13 protein-coding genes are annotated in these 15,783 nt (G+C 65.5%); 1 reads left to right on the top strand and 12 read right to left on the bottom strand.

Annotated elements, in window-relative coordinates; genetic code table 11:
* Nucleotides 1-4: 4 nt before the first annotated feature.
* The 9 genes from BDI24065_RS02350 to BDI24065_RS02310 form a co-directional block, all read right to left on the bottom strand.
* Nucleotides 5-1,294 (bottom strand): hypothetical protein, encoded by a 1,290-nt coding sequence (locus BDI24065_RS02350; protein WP_175029842.1) that lies wholly within the window; start codon nucleotides 1,292-1,294, stop codon nucleotides 5-7.
* Entirely contained in the window at nucleotides 1,282-2,460 is a 1,179-nt protein-coding gene (locus tag BDI24065_RS02345) for a glycosyltransferase (RefSeq protein ID WP_254609660.1), read from the bottom strand. Before BDI24065_RS02345 ends, BDI24065_RS02350 begins: the two co-directional genes overlap by 13 nt.
* A complete protein-coding gene (locus tag BDI24065_RS02340) occupies nucleotides 2,420-3,514 on the bottom strand; it encodes a polysaccharide pyruvyl transferase family protein (protein ID WP_175029841.1) in 1,095 nt (364 codons plus the stop codon). The genes BDI24065_RS02345 and BDI24065_RS02340 overlap by 41 nt, the downstream gene beginning before the upstream one ends.
* Nucleotides 3,501-4,562 (bottom strand): glycosyltransferase family 4 protein, encoded by a 1,062-nt coding sequence (locus BDI24065_RS02335; RefSeq protein WP_175029840.1) that lies wholly within the window; start codon nucleotides 4,560-4,562, stop codon nucleotides 3,501-3,503. The genes BDI24065_RS02340 and BDI24065_RS02335 overlap by 14 nt, the downstream gene beginning before the upstream one ends.
* Entirely contained in the window at nucleotides 4,559-6,829 is a 2,271-nt protein-coding gene (locus BDI24065_RS02330; protein ID WP_254609659.1) for a polysaccharide biosynthesis tyrosine autokinase, read from the bottom strand. The genes BDI24065_RS02335 and BDI24065_RS02330 overlap by 4 nt, the downstream gene beginning before the upstream one ends.
* A 25-nt stretch (nucleotides 6,830-6,854) precedes the next feature.
* Nucleotides 6,855-7,292: a low molecular weight protein-tyrosine-phosphatase gene (locus BDI24065_RS02325; protein ID WP_175029838.1), complete on the bottom strand. Its 438-nt coding sequence runs from the start codon at nucleotides 7,290-7,292 to the stop codon at nucleotides 6,855-6,857.
* A gap of 47 nt (nucleotides 7,293-7,339) precedes the next feature.
* Nucleotides 7,340-8,386, bottom strand: a complete 1,047-nt coding sequence (locus BDI24065_RS02320) for a polysaccharide biosynthesis/export family protein (RefSeq protein WP_175029978.1) — start codon at nucleotides 8,384-8,386, stop codon at nucleotides 7,340-7,342.
* A 201-nt stretch (nucleotides 8,387-8,587) separates the two neighbouring features.
* A complete protein-coding gene (locus BDI24065_RS02315) occupies nucleotides 8,588-9,979 on the bottom strand; it encodes an undecaprenyl-phosphate glucose phosphotransferase (RefSeq protein WP_368040770.1) in 1,392 nt (463 codons plus the stop codon).
* A 1,084-nt stretch (nucleotides 9,980-11,063) separates the two neighbouring features.
* A complete protein-coding gene (locus BDI24065_RS02310) occupies nucleotides 11,064-12,662 on the bottom strand; it encodes a tetratricopeptide repeat-containing glycosyltransferase family protein (RefSeq protein ID WP_175029836.1) in 1,599 nt (532 codons plus the stop codon).
* Between the two features lie 976 nt (nucleotides 12,663-13,638).
* On the opposite strand from BDI24065_RS02310, the gene BDI24065_RS02305 reads away from it, so the two are divergent.
* Nucleotides 13,639-14,481 (top strand): peptidyl-prolyl cis-trans isomerase, encoded by an 843-nt coding sequence (locus BDI24065_RS02305; RefSeq protein WP_175029835.1) that lies wholly within the window; start codon nucleotides 13,639-13,641, stop codon nucleotides 14,479-14,481.
* A gap of 126 nt (nucleotides 14,482-14,607) precedes the next feature.
* Here BDI24065_RS02305 and BDI24065_RS41465 read toward each other — a convergent pair whose 3' ends face one another.
* From BDI24065_RS41465 to BDI24065_RS02290, 3 genes are all read right to left on the bottom strand, one after another.
* Complete coding sequence (locus BDI24065_RS41465) at nucleotides 14,608-14,727, bottom strand: antitoxin Xre/MbcA/ParS toxin-binding domain-containing protein (protein WP_368040769.1); 120 nt, start codon at nucleotides 14,725-14,727, stop codon at nucleotides 14,608-14,610.
* Nucleotides 14,728-15,079: 352 nt separating this feature from the next.
* On the bottom strand, nucleotides 15,080-15,400 hold the full coding sequence (locus BDI24065_RS02295; RefSeq protein WP_175029833.1) for a helix-turn-helix domain-containing protein: 321 nt from the start codon (nucleotides 15,398-15,400) through the stop codon (nucleotides 15,080-15,082).
* The gene (locus tag BDI24065_RS02290; RefSeq protein WP_175029832.1) at nucleotides 15,400-15,762 is read right to left on the bottom strand and encodes a type II toxin-antitoxin system RelE/ParE family toxin; all 363 of its coding nucleotides are present in this window, start codon (nucleotides 15,760-15,762) and stop codon (nucleotides 15,400-15,402) included. The genes BDI24065_RS02295 and BDI24065_RS02290 overlap by 1 nt, the downstream gene beginning before the upstream one ends.
* Nucleotides 15,763-15,783 lie beyond the last annotated feature (21 nt).

The raw sequence follows: 15,783 nt of genomic DNA, 5'->3' as shown, positions 1-15,783 counted from the left end.
CTGTTCAGTGCTCGCCGGCCTGGCCCGTTGCAGGCAGCGAGGTGGCTCGAGTGGCGTGACGCGTCAGCAGCACACACGACGACGTCAGGATGACGAGCGCTGCCGTGCCGACGCCGCAGATCGCACCGTAGACGCCGAATTGCCGGCCGAGCGCCGCAACCAGCGCGAGCGTGAGCGCGGCCTCGAATGAAGCCATCTTCACGAACGCGTGCCGGCTGCGCGCATACAGCCACAGCGACAGGATCCGGCAGAGAAACACGAGGCAGGCGCCGAGCAGCACGGCGAACACGAATGCAAACTGATGCGCCCGGCTGCCGGGCGACTGAACCGGAAACAGCCGGACTTCCAGCAATGCGTACGACGCGGCGGCCAGCGCGACACCGCACGCCAGCAGGCCTGCCGTGAGCTTGCGGCCGAACCCGGCTCCTCCGATCAGCCGCAACACACGCCCGCCGTTTCCGCTGATCGCCAGCGAGAACGACTGCCCGAAGTTGAAGGCCAGATTGTTGAAGCCCTTGGCGACGCGATACAGCGCGGCGCCGGCCGGCCCGACCACGGCGGAAACGATCAATACATCCAGGTGCTTGGCGCCCGACAGCACCGCGTTCGCATACCAGCTGCTCAGCATTTCGCCGCGTGCCTGCGCGATGAAGTCGCGATACCAGCCGAGCCCGACGCGCGCGCGGGCCTGATGGCGGTCCGGTTCATGATCGCCCGCGTCGCGGCGCCTCAGCCACAGGTACGCGGCGAGCAACATCGCGCCATACGCGGCCTCGACCAGCAGCAGCAGGTCGGGAAGATGGTTGCGCACGCCCGCGCATTCGGCGAGCAGCGCGATCACGCCCAGGCGCGAAAACGCCGAGATCGTCGAGATTGCCAGCACCACGCCGTTGCGCCTCGTCATCCTGAAGAACCCGAGCGCGAAATGCGACAGCCCGTAGCACACGGGTGCGATCACCAGCATCGCGGCCGAGTTCGGCAGCGCGATCGAGCCGGTCCTGCCGATCACTGCGCATGCTGCGCAGAACAGCGCGGTCGAGCCGATCGCGCTGACGCAATCGAGCCGCAGCAGGCTCGGAAACCGCGCGCGGATGCGGTCGATCGTATAGATACGCGCGGATCCGAAGTTGAACACGTCGATGGCGACGTAGAACAGCGCCAGCAACGCATACGAGCGCCCGACCAGGACGGGATCGAAGAGATGCAGTGCCAGCGCCGCCACGGCGAAATTCACCAGCGCGGGCAAGCCGGCGCTGGCGACGACGTGGATCAGGTCGGCGTTCAGGCGGCGCATCGTTCGATCAGGTAACGACAGTACGCGTCGTACTTTTCCTGCAGCGCCGAACGAGAGAAACCGGCGACCTTCGCTTGCTGGCGGGCGCTCATGTCGACGAGCCGGGACGGATTGCGCGCGATCGCCTCGATCGCGGCCTCGATCGCATCGACCGAGCCGGCCCGGATCTGGTCGCTCGCCGGCAGCACTTCCGGGATTCCGCCCACGCACGTACCGAGCACGGGTGTGCCCACCGCCATCGCTTCGAGCATCGCGCGCGGCATGCCTTCCTGCAGCGACGGCAGCACGAACAGGTCGTGTTCCGCGACGGTCGCGCAGGCTGTTTCCGACGACACCTGCCCACGAAACACCACCGCGTTCGCGATGCCCAGCGTGTGCGCCAGTGCCTCCAGTTCCGCGCGCAACACGCCGTCGCCGACGAGCGTGAGGACAACGGCCACGTGCTTGCGCTTCAGGCGCGCCACGGCGTCGAGCAGCGCGACGTGCCCCTTGCTCCGGTTGTGCATCATCGATACGTTGATCAGCCGCAACGACCCGGGCCGCGCGAGCGAAGCGGGATCGCGCGCGGCAAAGAGCCCGTCAGGCAGGAATGCGTCGCTGAAGCCGAACGAAGCGGCGCGCGTGCGGGGCGGATATTTTTCCTGCAGATACGCGTCCGTCACGTAGCGCACGCTTTGCGCATGCCGTGCGGCGAATGCGGTCGAGCGGCAATGAAGCGATTTCGCGACGCGGCGCAGCGGATGGTTCGACGCTTCCCTGCTGAAGTAGTCCTCCGGATCGGCCACGATCTCCGCCGAAAACGGCTTTCTCATGATCCAGCACAGCAGCAGCGCGAGCGTCGCCACGTTGCCGGGAAAACGGATCATCAGCGTTTGCGCGCCGCGGATCGCGCGGGCCAGCCGTGCCGCGGTGCGCGGCAAGCCCAGGAGCCAGTTGCGGCCGCCGCGAATCGCACCGAGGTCGACGAACGACGTATTCGGCCCGGTCACACGCGAGCCGATCGGCCGTGCCTGCGGAAACGCGCGCGCGACGATCCGAACCGCAGCGAAGTGCGGCGCGAACCGGCCCGCGAACTTCTCGTGGCCCATGTGGGGACTGTAGATTTCGCGGTCGACCCGCGAAAAATTACCGTCCATCACAAACGTGATGGAACTGCTCGATTTCATGACGGATCCTTTTCACCATCTCGTTGTAGCGGCTCGTGCCTTCCGCGTGCATCGCCTGCCAGTACGCGCTGTCGTCCGCCGCGATCTCGCGCGCCAGCGCGGCGACACGATCGGCGTCGAAGTCGCTGGCGTGCGCGACGTAGCGCGACAAGCCGAGGTCGTCGTAAGCGGCGTGGCCCTTTCGTTCGTAGGCGATATGAATGCTCGGCACGCCGGCCAGCACGCTTTCGAGGCTGCCGTGCAGACGGACGGAGACGACCACCGGGCGCTCGCGCGCCACGAGCGTCACCAGATCGTCGACTTGCCCGATACCGAACGTGTCGCGATAGAACGTGTCGTCGCCGTTGCCGCGGCCACGGCTTTGCAGCGCGAATCCCGCTTCCGGTAGCAGCCGCGCGAGACGGCGCAGGTTGACGACATAGTCGTCGCGATACGGCTTGCCCTTCAGGTCGCGAAACACGAACCGGATCGGGCGGACATGTTCGGCACCGCGCTGCGCATCCGGCGCGCTGCGCGGCGCACGGCCGATCTCGAGCACGACGAGATCGCCGGTGCGGATGCCGTGCGGATGCGCGAGCTCGTCGACGCTCTGGTCGTCGCGCAGGAACACGACGTCGACGCAACGCCGCACCAGCGCCGCCAGCAAGCGGCCGGGCAGCGACTTCAGCGGACCGATGCTCTGCGGCAGGTAGACCGACCGCTTCGCGCGCCGCAATGCCGTGCAGGCCAGCTGGCTGCCGTGCGCGATCAGCGATTTCCAGCCTTCGATGCCGCTCGACGCACGCAGGTAACCGCCCCCCACGCCGAAGAACAGCGCGGGCCGCGCACGGCCGATACCGCGCACGGATTCGATGCAGAAGCGGGCCAGCGACCAGAGGCGGACGTTCGTATCGTCGAGATAGCCGTCGAACGAGGCCGGATCGAGACAGACGATCGTGACGACGTCGTTGATACCGGCGGCGCGGATCGCCTTCAGGCTCAGCTTGACCAGCAGGCCATCGCCGCTGTTTCGCGAGCTGTACGCGTGCAGGAGGTAGACGTCAGGCTTGTTCATAGATCCGCATCAGCGATTTCAGGAAATGTTCCTGTCTGAAAGTCTGGTCGAACACGTGCCGCGCGTTGTCGCCCATGCGCTGGCAGCTGTCGTCCGTCAGGCGGTTCAGGTTGTCGGCGAGGCAGGGCCCGGTGAGCTCGGTGAGGATGATTCCGTTGTAGCCGTGGATCACCTGCTCGGGCAGCGAGCTTTCGCCGGATACGACGAGTACTTTGCCGGCGCGCATCGCCTCGATCGGCACGAGGGCGAGCCCTTCCCAGCGGGACGGCACGATCACGACGTCCATGGCCTGCATCGCGGCCCTCGTTGCCGCGGCGTCGACCCAGCCGTGGTACACGATCCGCGGATCGTCGGTCCGACCCGTCTCGACGCCGCCGCGCACCGCCATGCCGTACACGTTGATCTCGATGCCGGGTTTCAGTGCCGGCAGTGCATCGAGCACGATGTCGAATCCCTTCTGGTAGTCGAGACGCCCGAAGTAACCGACGCGAATCGTCGCGCTGCGGGACGGACGGTTGGGGACCGTCCCGGCGTCGTCGCTGGCGATGCCCGTATAGACGAGATCCACCTTCGACATCGGCATCCCGTACTTGCGCGCGGCCCGCAGTTCTTCCAGCGACATGCAGACGATGCGATCGCACCGGCGCGCCAGCAGGCGCTCGACCGCCGCATAGCCCAGCCGTGTCACGGTGCCGACGTCCTTCTTCAGGAACGCCCACGCATGCGGTGTGTACAGGACTTTCGCGCGGCGATGCCGGAGCAGGCGCACGTACACGCCGGGGAACGTGCTGTGGCAATGGATCACGTCCGGATCGACGGCCTTCAGCAACGCGCGGACCTCGCGCGCGACCCGTGGGACGCGCGCCGGATGGCGGGTCGACCGGTAACCGATCAGCGTCAGTCCTGCCACGCCGGTCGTGCCGGACATCTTGTCGGGATCGCAGATCAGCAGGACTTCGTTGCCCAGCGCAATCTGCTCGCGGGCCAGTGCGCCGACGTAGGTGGCGATGCCGCCTACCCAGGTTTCCACGACGTGCACGATCTTCATGACGCCTCCCGCTGTTCGCGCGACCGCCGGCGGGTGGCGGCACGCGCATCGTCGTTTGTTTCGGTGGAGCCGTATGGCGCATAGCGATACGCGCCGTAGCGGGAGCGATAGCCGAAGGCGCGCGTATCGACACCGTTGAAGAGGACACCGAGCAGGCCCGACGAGACCCGGTTCAGTTGCTTCGACGATTCGGCGATCTCGCCGATCGTCGTCTGTCGGGCGCGCGTGACGAGGAACGTCGTCGCGCAATGCGGTGCCAGGATGCTGGCGTCCGACACGGCGAGAACCGGCGGCGTATCGATGATCACGACGTCGTAGGCGGCGCTCATCTCGTCGAGCAGGCGGAGTGTCGGTTCGCCCAGCAGCAGCTCCGACGTGCGCGACGACGCGGTGCCCGTCGGGATGAAATCCACGCCCTCCGACACGCGTCGCACGGCGCCGTGCAGCGACACGCTTCCCGTCAGCACGTCGGACAGCCCCGGCAAGCTCGGCACGTCGAAGGCTTCGTTCAGGTGGCCGCGCCGCATGTCCGCGTCGACCAGCAGCACGCGCTGGCCGGCGGCGGCCATCACGGCTGCCAGGTTGGCCGACACGAACGATTTGCCGACGCCGGGGCTCGGCCCCGTCAGCATCACGCGGTTGTTGTCCGCGTCGAGCAGCGCCAGACCGAGGGCCGTGCGCAGGCTTTTCAGGCTTTCGATGGAAGGGTCGTACGGGTTCTCGTCGGCGAGCAGCGACGGCACGTACCCGCGTCGGGCGGCCGTGGCCGCCGCCGCGCGCTGCGCCGCCGAATCGGGGATCGTGCCGTAGACGGTCACGCCGGTGCGTCGCTCGATGTCGCTTGCGTCGGTCACGCCGCCGAAGAGCGATTCGCGCACGACTGCCGCCGTGATGCCCAGCATCACGCCGAGAATGGCGGACAGCGCGAGAATCAGCGCCTTGCGCGGTTCGACCGGTTCTTCCGGCACGGGCGCGTGGTCCACTTCGCGCACGTTGCCGACCTTGCCGGCCGACACCAGCTTGAGCTGCTGGATGTTGTTCAGCACACCGACGTACATTTCGTTTCCGACCTCGACGTCGCGCCGCAGCCGCAGCTCGTCCTGCTCGATATCGGGGAACGCGTGCAGGCGTGCCGACAGCCCGTCGATCTTCTGTTGCGCGCCGTCGATCTGCCGATCGAGCGCCTGCATGTCGGGATGGCCGGCCGCGAACCGCGTCGATGCTTCCGCGCGCTTCTGCTGCAACGCGAGCAGTGTCGCCTGTGTGGCGATGCTGTCCTGCAGATAGGCCTGCGCCTCGATGCCGAGATTGAAGGTGCCGCGCTTGCGGCGCATCGCGTTGTATTTCGCCTCGGCCTGCTCCAGGTTCTGCTTCAACTGCGGCGCGACGTTCTCGAGAAAGGCGAGCGACTTCTCCGCTTCCGCCGATTTCCGCTTGACGTTCTGAGCCACGTACGCGGTGCCGATCGTATTGAGGATGTTCGCGACGGTGTCCGGGTCTTCACCCTTCAGCGACACGTTGATGACGTTGCTCTGCTTGCGGATTTCCGACACGTTCAGGTGCTTTTGCAGCTTCTGCAACGTCTTGAGTTCGGAGTGACGCTCCACCCGGAACGCCGCACCCGGCCGCGCATGGAGCGTATTCACGCGGATGCGGAACGTGCCGCCGGCCTGCGTCGATTCGACGAGCTGCCCGAGCGCGCCTTCGATCGGCTGGTCGAGATCGCCGTTCTCCAGCCGGAAGCGGCCGTCGGGCAGCGCGGTCAGTTCAAACGATTCGCCTTCGAGCGCCTTAGGGACGTCGAGCGTGCCGATGTCGATCGATTCGTTGCCCCAGCCGTAGCCGCCGAACCCGAGCAGCCCGGGACGGGACAGCCCGTGCGCGCGGCCGGAGATCGCCTTGCCGACCAGCGGGAAGCGCTTCGGTGTCGCGTCGATATACAGCCGCAGGTTCTCGACGGCGTGGCCGACGACCATTCTCGACTTGAGGATTTCGATTTCGGCGGCCGCCTGGATCTTCGCGTCGAAGAGCGACGACACGCCGCCGAGCAGTGAATCGGCCGATCCCGTGTTGTCTTCGACCTGGATCAGCAGATTCGACTCGTAGACCGGCCGCGCCAGCAGTGCATAGGCGGTGCCGGCGGCGAACACGAGCGCCGCCACGCCGGCCACCAGCCAGCGGTTCGTCAGTATCAGGTCGGCGTAGCGCACGAGTTCCGGTTCGTCGCCGAGGTCTGTTTCGGGTAACGGGCCGGATGCCCGATTCATGAAAATTCTGTTCATTGTTCAACACTCATTTCAGCGCCACGAACTTCGGCACCCACGCGTCCACACCGCGTTCGATCTGGGAATAGGCGTGCCGGAATGCCTCGACCGGCTTCATGTACGGATCCGGCACATCCAGGCCGCTTTGCTTGTCGAGCTGGAACACGCGCCCGAGCGCAAACGGATAGCGCTCGACGATCGCGCGCTTCTGGCGGGCCTCCATCGTCAGGACGACGTCCGCACCGCGAACCAGTGCCGCGGTGAGCTGTTGCGCACGGTGCGCGGAGAGGTCGATTCCCGACTCGGCCGAGACGGCCATGGCGAAGTCGTCGGCCGGTTCCCCGACGAGCGCAGACGTGCCGGCCGACGCGACTTCGACGCCCGGCAGTCGCAAACGCAGCAACCCTTCGCCGATCGGGCTGCGGCAGATGTTTCCGGTGCAGACGACGAGAACGCGGCGAATCATGTTTGCTCCGGCTTTTGTGGCGCGTGGGTCATGGCGAGGGTCCCGGGTCATTTCGTGACGATCGCGCCGGTGAGGCCGGCATTGATCGCCGGCAGCAACAGGTTCAGCACGCGGCTGGCGCGCACGAGGCTGTTGCTGTCCACATAGACGACGTCTTTCGGTTGCAGGTCGAACTGATTGGCCAGCACCATCGCGACAGGCGAGCGTGCGTCGAGGTGGAACACGCGCGGCGCGTCGCTCGTCGCGCCGCGAATCACGTAAAGCTGAGCGGCGTCGGCGCTTGCGCTGTTGAAGCTGCCGGCCTGCGACAGTGCGTCGCTCAGTGTCAGCCGGCCCGTGCGCAGCGGCAGCGCGGTGGTCGGCCGGCTCACTTCGCCCATCACGTACACGCCGTTTTCCTCGCGCGGCGCCACGCGCAGCAGATCGCCATCGCGCAGCACCAGGCCGGATGGATTAACGCCGCGCGCGAGCATGCCGGGCAGGTCGAGTGGGTAGGACGTGCCGCCGCGCACCAGCTCGAGTCGGCTCTGGTCGGCCGCGGTCGTGAAACCACCCGCGCGGCCAACAGCTTCGTACAGCGTCAGCGGCACGTCATTGACCTGCACGGTACCCGGCGCGCGGACCTCGCCGTCGACGTGAATCTGCTTCGCACGGAACGACGCGACGCGCACCGTGACCTTCGGTGCCACGAAGTAGCGCGCGAGCGCGGTCGAGATCGCCAGGCGCGCGCCGTCGACCGTCAGGCCGGCGACCTGGACGTTGCCCGCATACGGCATCTGCACGTTGCCGGCTTCGTCGATCACGAAGCCTTGCGGCGGATCGGACGGGCGCGCGTTGGTCTGCTGCTGCGGGCCTTGCGCGAGCGCCAGCTCGGGGTGATCCCAGACGGTGACCTGCAGCACGTCGCCCGCGCCGAGCGTATAGGCGGTGGCGCGACCGGCGAGCGCGGCGGCCTGGTTCACGGCGGCGGCGCGTGCGCCGGCTTTCAACTGGCGGATCAGCGTGGCGTTGATTTCAGCGATCGATACCGGCAGCGTCGTGGCCGGCGTGTTCGCATCGCCGCTCGCCACCGGCAGGCTGGCCGCGGCAGGCATCTGCATCCCCGGCGCGAACGCGCAGCTCGACAACGCCGCGCAGCAAAGTACACCGGCGCACGCGCGCACGATGCCGGGCGTGGGTGGCGGAGCGATTGCGGTCGCGCGATGGCGGCGGCCGCCGAAGGAGCGGGAGAAAGAGAACTTCAACGTATGACCTATTGATTCGGTTAGGGCGTCGTGACGACGCGCGTGGCACGCTCAGTAAGCGTTCTGGTGACCGAAGCCGTGCAGCACCGTCGCGCCGATGATTCGCAGATCCAGCGCGAACGACCAGTTGCGCAGGTAGTACAGGTCGTACTCGACGCGCGACTGCATGCTTTCGAGTTGCTCGGTCGCGCCGCGCAACCCGTTGACCTGCGCCCAGCCCGTGATGCCGGGCTTGATCCGGTAGCGGTGGATATAGCCGTCGACGAGCGTGCGGTACTGCGCGTCGTGCTCCACTGCATGCGGGCGCGGGCCGACCACCGACATGTCGCCGAACAGCACGTTGACGAACTGCGGCAGCTCGTCGAGGCTCGTGCGGCGCAGGAACGCGCCGACCTTCGTCACGCGCGGGTCGTCGCGCGTGGCCTGCGCGACCGTGCCGGGTTGTTCGACATGCACGCGCATCGTGCGGAACTTGTAGATGTCGAACGTCTGGCCGTCCGCGCCGCGTCGCCGCTGCGTGAACAGCACGGGGCCCGGCGACGTCAGCTTGATGGCCGCGGCGATCACGAGCAGCAGCGGCATCAGCACAATCAGGACGGCAGCCGCGAACACGCGGTCGAAGATCGCCTTCGCCATTCGCGCGCCGCGCGACAGCGGCGGCGCGGCCAGCGAGATCGCCGGTTCGCCGAGGATGTCCTCGACGCGGCTGCCGAACAGCGCGTGCTTGCTGACGTCGGGCATCAGCCGCAGTTCGACGAAATCGTTACGGAACTCGTCGATCACGCGCGTGATCGCGGCATCGTCGTCGAGCGGCAGCGCGATCCAGATCTCGTCCGCGCACTCTGCACGGGCGGATGCGGCGAACGACGCGAGATCGGTCGCGACGAAGGCGTTATCGCCGAGCGCGACGGCCTGGTCCGTCGTGCGATATGCGCCTAGGAACCGGTAGCGCGATGCGCCGGACGTGCCGAGTGATTCGACGACGCGCTCGAGCCATTCGCCGCCACCGACGATCGCGATGCGCGACGGCGTGCCTGGCACGTGCAGGCTGCGGCGGAATACGACGCTCAGTACGAGCCGGAATGCGACGAGCGCAATCGCGACACAGAACGTCCACCTGAAGAACCACGCGAGCAGCGATACCGTGACGTCCGTTATCGCAATCATTTTCAGGAATACGAAACCTTGAACGACAAACCAAAGCGCGAGCGTTCGAAGGGCATAGCGTGTCGCCGGCCGCGTGCGGCCATCGAGGCCGATGCCGGCGAGTCGCAGCACGAATGCCGCGAGCAGCGCGCTGACCCCGATCAACAGCCATTCGATGCGGAGTGCCGCGAGATTGAAAAGGGAACCTTGATGCACGATCGCCGCAATGACGACGATCAGAAGGGTATCGATCGCGCATACGAAACGCGTGCTGCCAGTTGCCCGCTTGCGCTGCATGGCTGTATTCATTCGGCTTGACCCCTGGTCATTCCGGTCCTTCTGGCGCGGCGTAACTTCATGCGTGTTGTGGGAAACCGGACAGGACATGGTGTTTGAAAATGACAGTTGGCAAGAAAGACGAGTTTATGAGTGGCTCGACCGCTGAACTATGGGACGACGACGGATACGGCCTTCACGGGGCATAGGACAAGAACTAAATCTTTGCCCGTGCCCGAATGCGTCGTCGAGGGCGCGCGATCGCGGAACGCGCGACACAAGCAGGCGGCACGAACGATTCGTGATGCGTCGCGACCGCGACGATCGAGACGGCATCGGCCGTGCTGACGACAGTGACGTGGTGAGACGCGTGTTCGTTCTTCATGCTGTCCGTTCGTCCTTGCCTTCGCATGCGTGTTCGTGGCACATGCCGCGAGCGGCTTCGTTCGTTCGATTGCCGGCATCGCGGCGCGTTGCCCGACGCATTCGAGCAGTACGGCGAGTCTAAGAACGATGACGGTGCATGGCCATCGGACGCGCATGAGAATGGCCGCACAACATGTTCAGACCGGTCCTAGATGGATTCGGACTCCGGAGCGAACGGGTCAAGGATGGTTAAACGACCGGTGGAAGCGGAAAATTTGCAGGTTGCGCGAGCGCGAAACCGTGTGGGGAAACTGCTTGTGCCGATTCGTCGGGAGTCGAGAAATCGACGAACGGGGCGACGCGCGTCAGCGCGTTGCAAGGATGCGGCATGAGATTGACGACGTGCGGGCATCGGCTGGCTGCAAGCGATCTGTCGCCCGCCGGTCGAACCACCCGCCGTGCGCGATTACCTGCGTAGGGCGTGCCGTTGCATCCGGACCGAGATGCGCCGGGAAGACTTCATGCAGCTTGTGCTTGCCTGCTGGCCACGCGGAACGGAGTGGGAAACAAGACGCCGCCGGCGAGAGGCGGCGTTGAAAGCGGAGCAATTTGCTGCGTGTCGATGGCCGGTGAAGTGGCATCGGGCTATCCACCTCGGCATTGTCGTGACGGGCGTCGCGACAAGAACCACGACCGGCCGGATTGGCGCGCTTGCTGCTGGGCGGGCACCCACCGGCTTTCAGGTGGCGAGATCGCGAAGATCCGTGGCGACCGCGTCGAGCACCGGCCGCCAGTCGGCGAAGGTCTGCTGCCGATACAGCGCCGCGCTCGGATAGAACGGGCTGTCGCGCCGGTCGTGTTGCCAGACCCAGTGCGGATTCGCATCGAGCAGCACCCACGTGGCCTGGCCGAGCGCGCCGCTCAGGTGCGCGACCGACGTGCATACGGTAATCACGAGATCGAGCGCGCCGACGAACGCGGCGGTGTCGTCGAGCGTTTTCCATTCGCGCGTCATGTCGGTCACGTCGAACCCGGCCGCTTTCGCGGTTTCGACGTCGTGCTGCGCGCCCGGTTGCAGCGAGTAGAACGCGACGTCCTTCTGCATGCCGGCGAACGCATCGGCGTAGCGCGCGAGCCCGACCCGGCGGAAGCTGTTGCGCTGGTGCGCGAGGCTCCCCGTCCACGCAAGGCCGACCTTCAGCCGCTTTTCGCCGGACAGCGCGTGACGCCATGCGTTGGTCGCGGCGGCGTCCGCATGGAGGTAAGGCACGGACATGAAGAGGGCGTCCGAGTCGAGACCGAGCATCCACGGAATGCTCATCAGCGGCAGTTCGTAGTCGAAGCGGGGCAGATGCTCGATGCGAGTGCTGGTATCGAACACGTCGGCGTGATCGCCGAGGCTGCGCTCGATCAGTGCGCCCATCTGCGGATACGCATTCCACACGAGCCGCCCGCCTTCACGATGCACGCGCTCCGCGAGCAGCGGCACGTAGCGGCTGAACTGCAGCACGTCGCCGATGCCTTGCTCACCCCATACGAGCAGCGTCTTTCCGGCAAGCGATTCGCCGCCCCAGCGCGGCCGGGGAAACCCGGGCAGCGTGCCGCGCAGTTCCCCCGCGCCGTGCCAGCGCGTCTCGTAGTCATTCCATCCCGATGCGAAGTCGCCACGCGCGAGCCGTAGCAGCGACAGGTTGTGACGGTGCGTCGGGTTGTGGGGATCGAGGGCGCACGCGTGCTGCACGTACTGCTCGGCTTCGTCCCACCGTTGCGCTTCCTTGAGCACGGTGGCCGCGTTGTTGGCCGCTCGCGGGCTGTCCGGCGCAAGCGTCACGGCACGGGTGGCCGCGCGCAGTGCGCCGTCCAGGTCGAAGCGGTTGATCCGCGTGATGACCGCGTTGGTCCACGCCTGCGCGTCGTGCGGATCGTCGTCGAGTGCGCCTTCGATGAAGGCGTGTTCCAGGTCGGGATCGCCGGCCGACAACCGGATTGCGAGCGCGAGATTGTTCTTCAGCGACGGCCATGCGGGGGCGAGTTCGAGTGTCTTGCGATACGGCACGATCGCTTCCGCGTTGCGCCCGGCCATCTGAAGTGCATAACCGCAATTGAATGCCGCCCCGGGCGACGCGGGATGCTGTTGCCAGTGCATGAGCGCGAGCTCGGCAGCACGCGCGAGATCGCCGCGCTCGATCAGCGTTTGCGTGGCTGCGGCGACGGACTCGTCGAGCATGCCGGGCGCGGCCTCCGCTTCGATCGATGCGGTTTGCGTCGTATCGGCGAGATCGGCCGGCAGTCGGGGGATGTCGGCGAGCGTGGGCATGTCGTGCGTGGTGATCTGCATGTGAGTTCTCTCCGGAAAGCCGTTCGCGCATCGGGCGGCGATCGGCTGCATCGTGAATCGGGGAGGGCTGACAACACTTCGCAACGCGAAGCATGGCGCCGGATGGCATTGCGGGCTGTCGTTCCGGTCGTAGTGGAAGGCCCGGTGCCGTGATGCACTCCACTTTATGCAGGTGCCGCCGGCAAATGAATCGGATAAGTCCTAAACGGATTGAGATACGGGTCGTAGTCGTCCGGAATTCGTGCGCATGTCACCAGGAGGCCTGTTGGGCGTGGCCGTGTAAGCCCAGTCCGATTCACGCGTGGCGAGGGGGCAATGTAAGACCTGTCCGATGGAGATCGATGTCGCCTGCGTCTTTAATGCAAGACATTCGGGGCCGGGATGGTCGGCTTCAGCTTGATTGGGAGGGCAGACGATGATCGATGCGACGACGACGAACCTGCCTGCGTTGCCGACGGGCGTAGTCGCATGAACACGGATGCCTCTGCTGCGCGAACGATCGAAGAATTCATGCGGATTAGGACCCGGCCGATTGTGCGGCCGCCCGTCGTTCTTCGACAATGCACCGGTCGGGCGGCCGCATGGTATGTGCCCGATACCTCGTATCCGAAGCATGGCTTCGTTCAATGCGCTGCCCGGTTTCGGGCAGCGTCTTTTTCCCGGCCGCATGCACGCGCCGATCGAACCGATTGCGCGATGAGTGTCGCGCGGACACACGTGAATGCCTTGCGGCGGCCGGTGGGCTCGGCCGTTCATCGACCCTTCAGGTCGCAGGTTGGGAGAACGCTGCCTCATGCGAGCGCAGGGCATTCACGTTTGTCTGCGGGCGTCCGCTTCACGTTCCCGACCTGCCGTCGCGCATTCGCTTGCGTGCGGCCATCCCGGCACCGACCCGCTCGTTTGCCGGAAGCGGCCCCGCCGCTTTCCCTGTTGCCGCGATTGCGCGGCTTTTCCACTCCACAATGAAGGACACTTCATGAAGAAGCATCACCTTTCCATCGTATCCACCCTGATCGCACTCGCGTGTGCCGGCGGCATGCCTGCTGCGCGCGCCGCCGGCCCGAAACCCGATTCGTCATTGCCGCCGGGCGTCGAGGCAGTCGTCAACAACGTGCCGATTCCGCACGCCGATATCGACAACGCGATCAAGGTATCCGGCGAAGCCGACACGCCTGCGCTGCGCGCACAGGTCAAGCAGAACCTGATCATCCAGCAACTGATCGAGCAGGCCGCCGACAAGGCGGATTACGGCAGCCGCCCGGAAGTGAACAAAGTCGTGATGCGCGCCCGCACGGTGGCAGCGACCGATCTCTATCTGCACGAGATGGCCCGCCCGCAGCCGGTGACCGACGCGCAGGTCAAGGCACGCTACGTCCAGATCGTCGGCAGCGCCGCGCCGTTCCAGTACCGCGCGGAAGTGATTGCGGTGCGCGGCCCTGCGGAGGCGAACGAAGTGGCTGCGGAACTGAAGAAGGGCACCGCGTTCGACGTGCTCGCGAAGAAGTACAACACGGCCCCGAACGGTGGCGTTGCGGAGTGGGTCGATCTGCACGCGCCGGCGGCTGAAGGGAATACGGGCGGTTTGCCGGTCGCACTTGCACAGACGATTACGTCGCTGCAGCCGGGCGCCGTTGCGGCCCCGATTCGGATCGGCGATGCGTTTGCGTTCGTGAAGCTCGATCAGAAGCGGAAGACCGTCGTGCCGACGTTCGACGCGTCGAAGAACGTGCTGCGCCAGCAGCTCGAAGCGCAGGCGGATCAGCGGGCGATGGCCGCGCTGGTCGAGAAGCTTGCGGCGCAGGCGACGATTCAGCAGTAAGTCGGTGGTGTGAGAAGGGCTGCCTGGTGTGTCTGACGACGTCCGGCAGGCAGGATGGCAGCCCGCCTTTCGTTCAAGTGGAATTCCCCGCTCGGTCTGGCCGAGCAGGTGTGAGTCTGGCGCGGGTTATGCGCAGACTCCGTGAATGGCTCGCATCAGAAGCGTCCGTATGCGGTCGTGACCCTGATCCGTATCCAAACATTCAAGCGGTTTCAGCCCGGCAAGCTCAGCGTGTGGCAGCTGCATCCATTGGGCGGCCAGCGCTTCGCATTCGAACAATTCAACCGCGAGCTGGAAGGTGTAACGCAGGCTGGCGAGACGATCAGATTCCGTAGGTGACACGCGCGCTGCGTGCGCAAGCTTGCGGAGGATCGATTGGTTCGGGAGGCGGAGCATCGCAGAATCAGCCTGGTCTGATAGGTTGTGACAGTCGTTCACGCTAAATTGAACAGGTGTGGTATCGGAGGGGCTTCGGCGGCGACCGTTGGGCCCGGTCGCAGTCATGCTATCCATTGATGGCGCTACTCCTAACGCTGCCTTATGCGAGCGCCGAGGATTTTCCGGTGCCACACACCGCTTTTCTTGGATGGAAGGTTCGTCACGCAGCAACCGTGATGCCGGCCGAACGCGAGCGTCTCGCCGGTTGCACCACGATTTCCACATGCTGGCCCAGCGACACCAGCGCTTGCATCAGCCGCTCCAGAGAAATGTTCTGGAGTTTGTAGCGACGCACCTGGGACACCTTCGGTTGTGTCATGCCGATGATGGATGCCGCCTCGAACTGAGTCAGGCCACGCTGGTCGATCAGTTCGTTTAGCTTGAGAGCGAGCGCGGCCTTGGCCGTCAGTTCCTGGGCATCATCGAATTCCAGGTCGACAAGCACGTTGTCGGTGCGCTGAGGGTATTCTTTGCGATTCATCACTTATCTCCTGCTCGCCCATGACGGGCAAGCACTGCTTTCAATCGTTTCCTGATCAATTCCACATCCGGTTGCGGTGTGGCAATGCCAGACTTGGATTTCTTCTGAAATGCATGAAGTACATGAACTGCATCGCCGATTTGCACGATATACACCACCCGGAATGCATCGCCACGATGGTCGTCGATCAGCTCGTACACACCGGAAACCAGGCCTTCCCAGGGCTTTGCTGACTCCGGTGTACGACCTGACTGGACGATGAACAGCGCTACACCCATGTCCTTCTGTACCTCAACGGGAAAGGCCTTGAAGTCCTTTTTCGACGCACCTTCCCAGTAAAGCAACTTCCGTTTTTGCTCCATGAATTATATCCGTTCGGGTAT

It is taken from the genome of Burkholderia lata, from assembly GCF_902499025.1.
In the GTDB taxonomy this organism is placed as follows: Bacteria; Pseudomonadota; Gammaproteobacteria; order Burkholderiales; family Burkholderiaceae; genus Burkholderia; species Burkholderia lata_C.
Note: the sequence above shows the minus strand (reverse complement) of the source record. Positions and strands in the feature narration are given on the sequence as shown.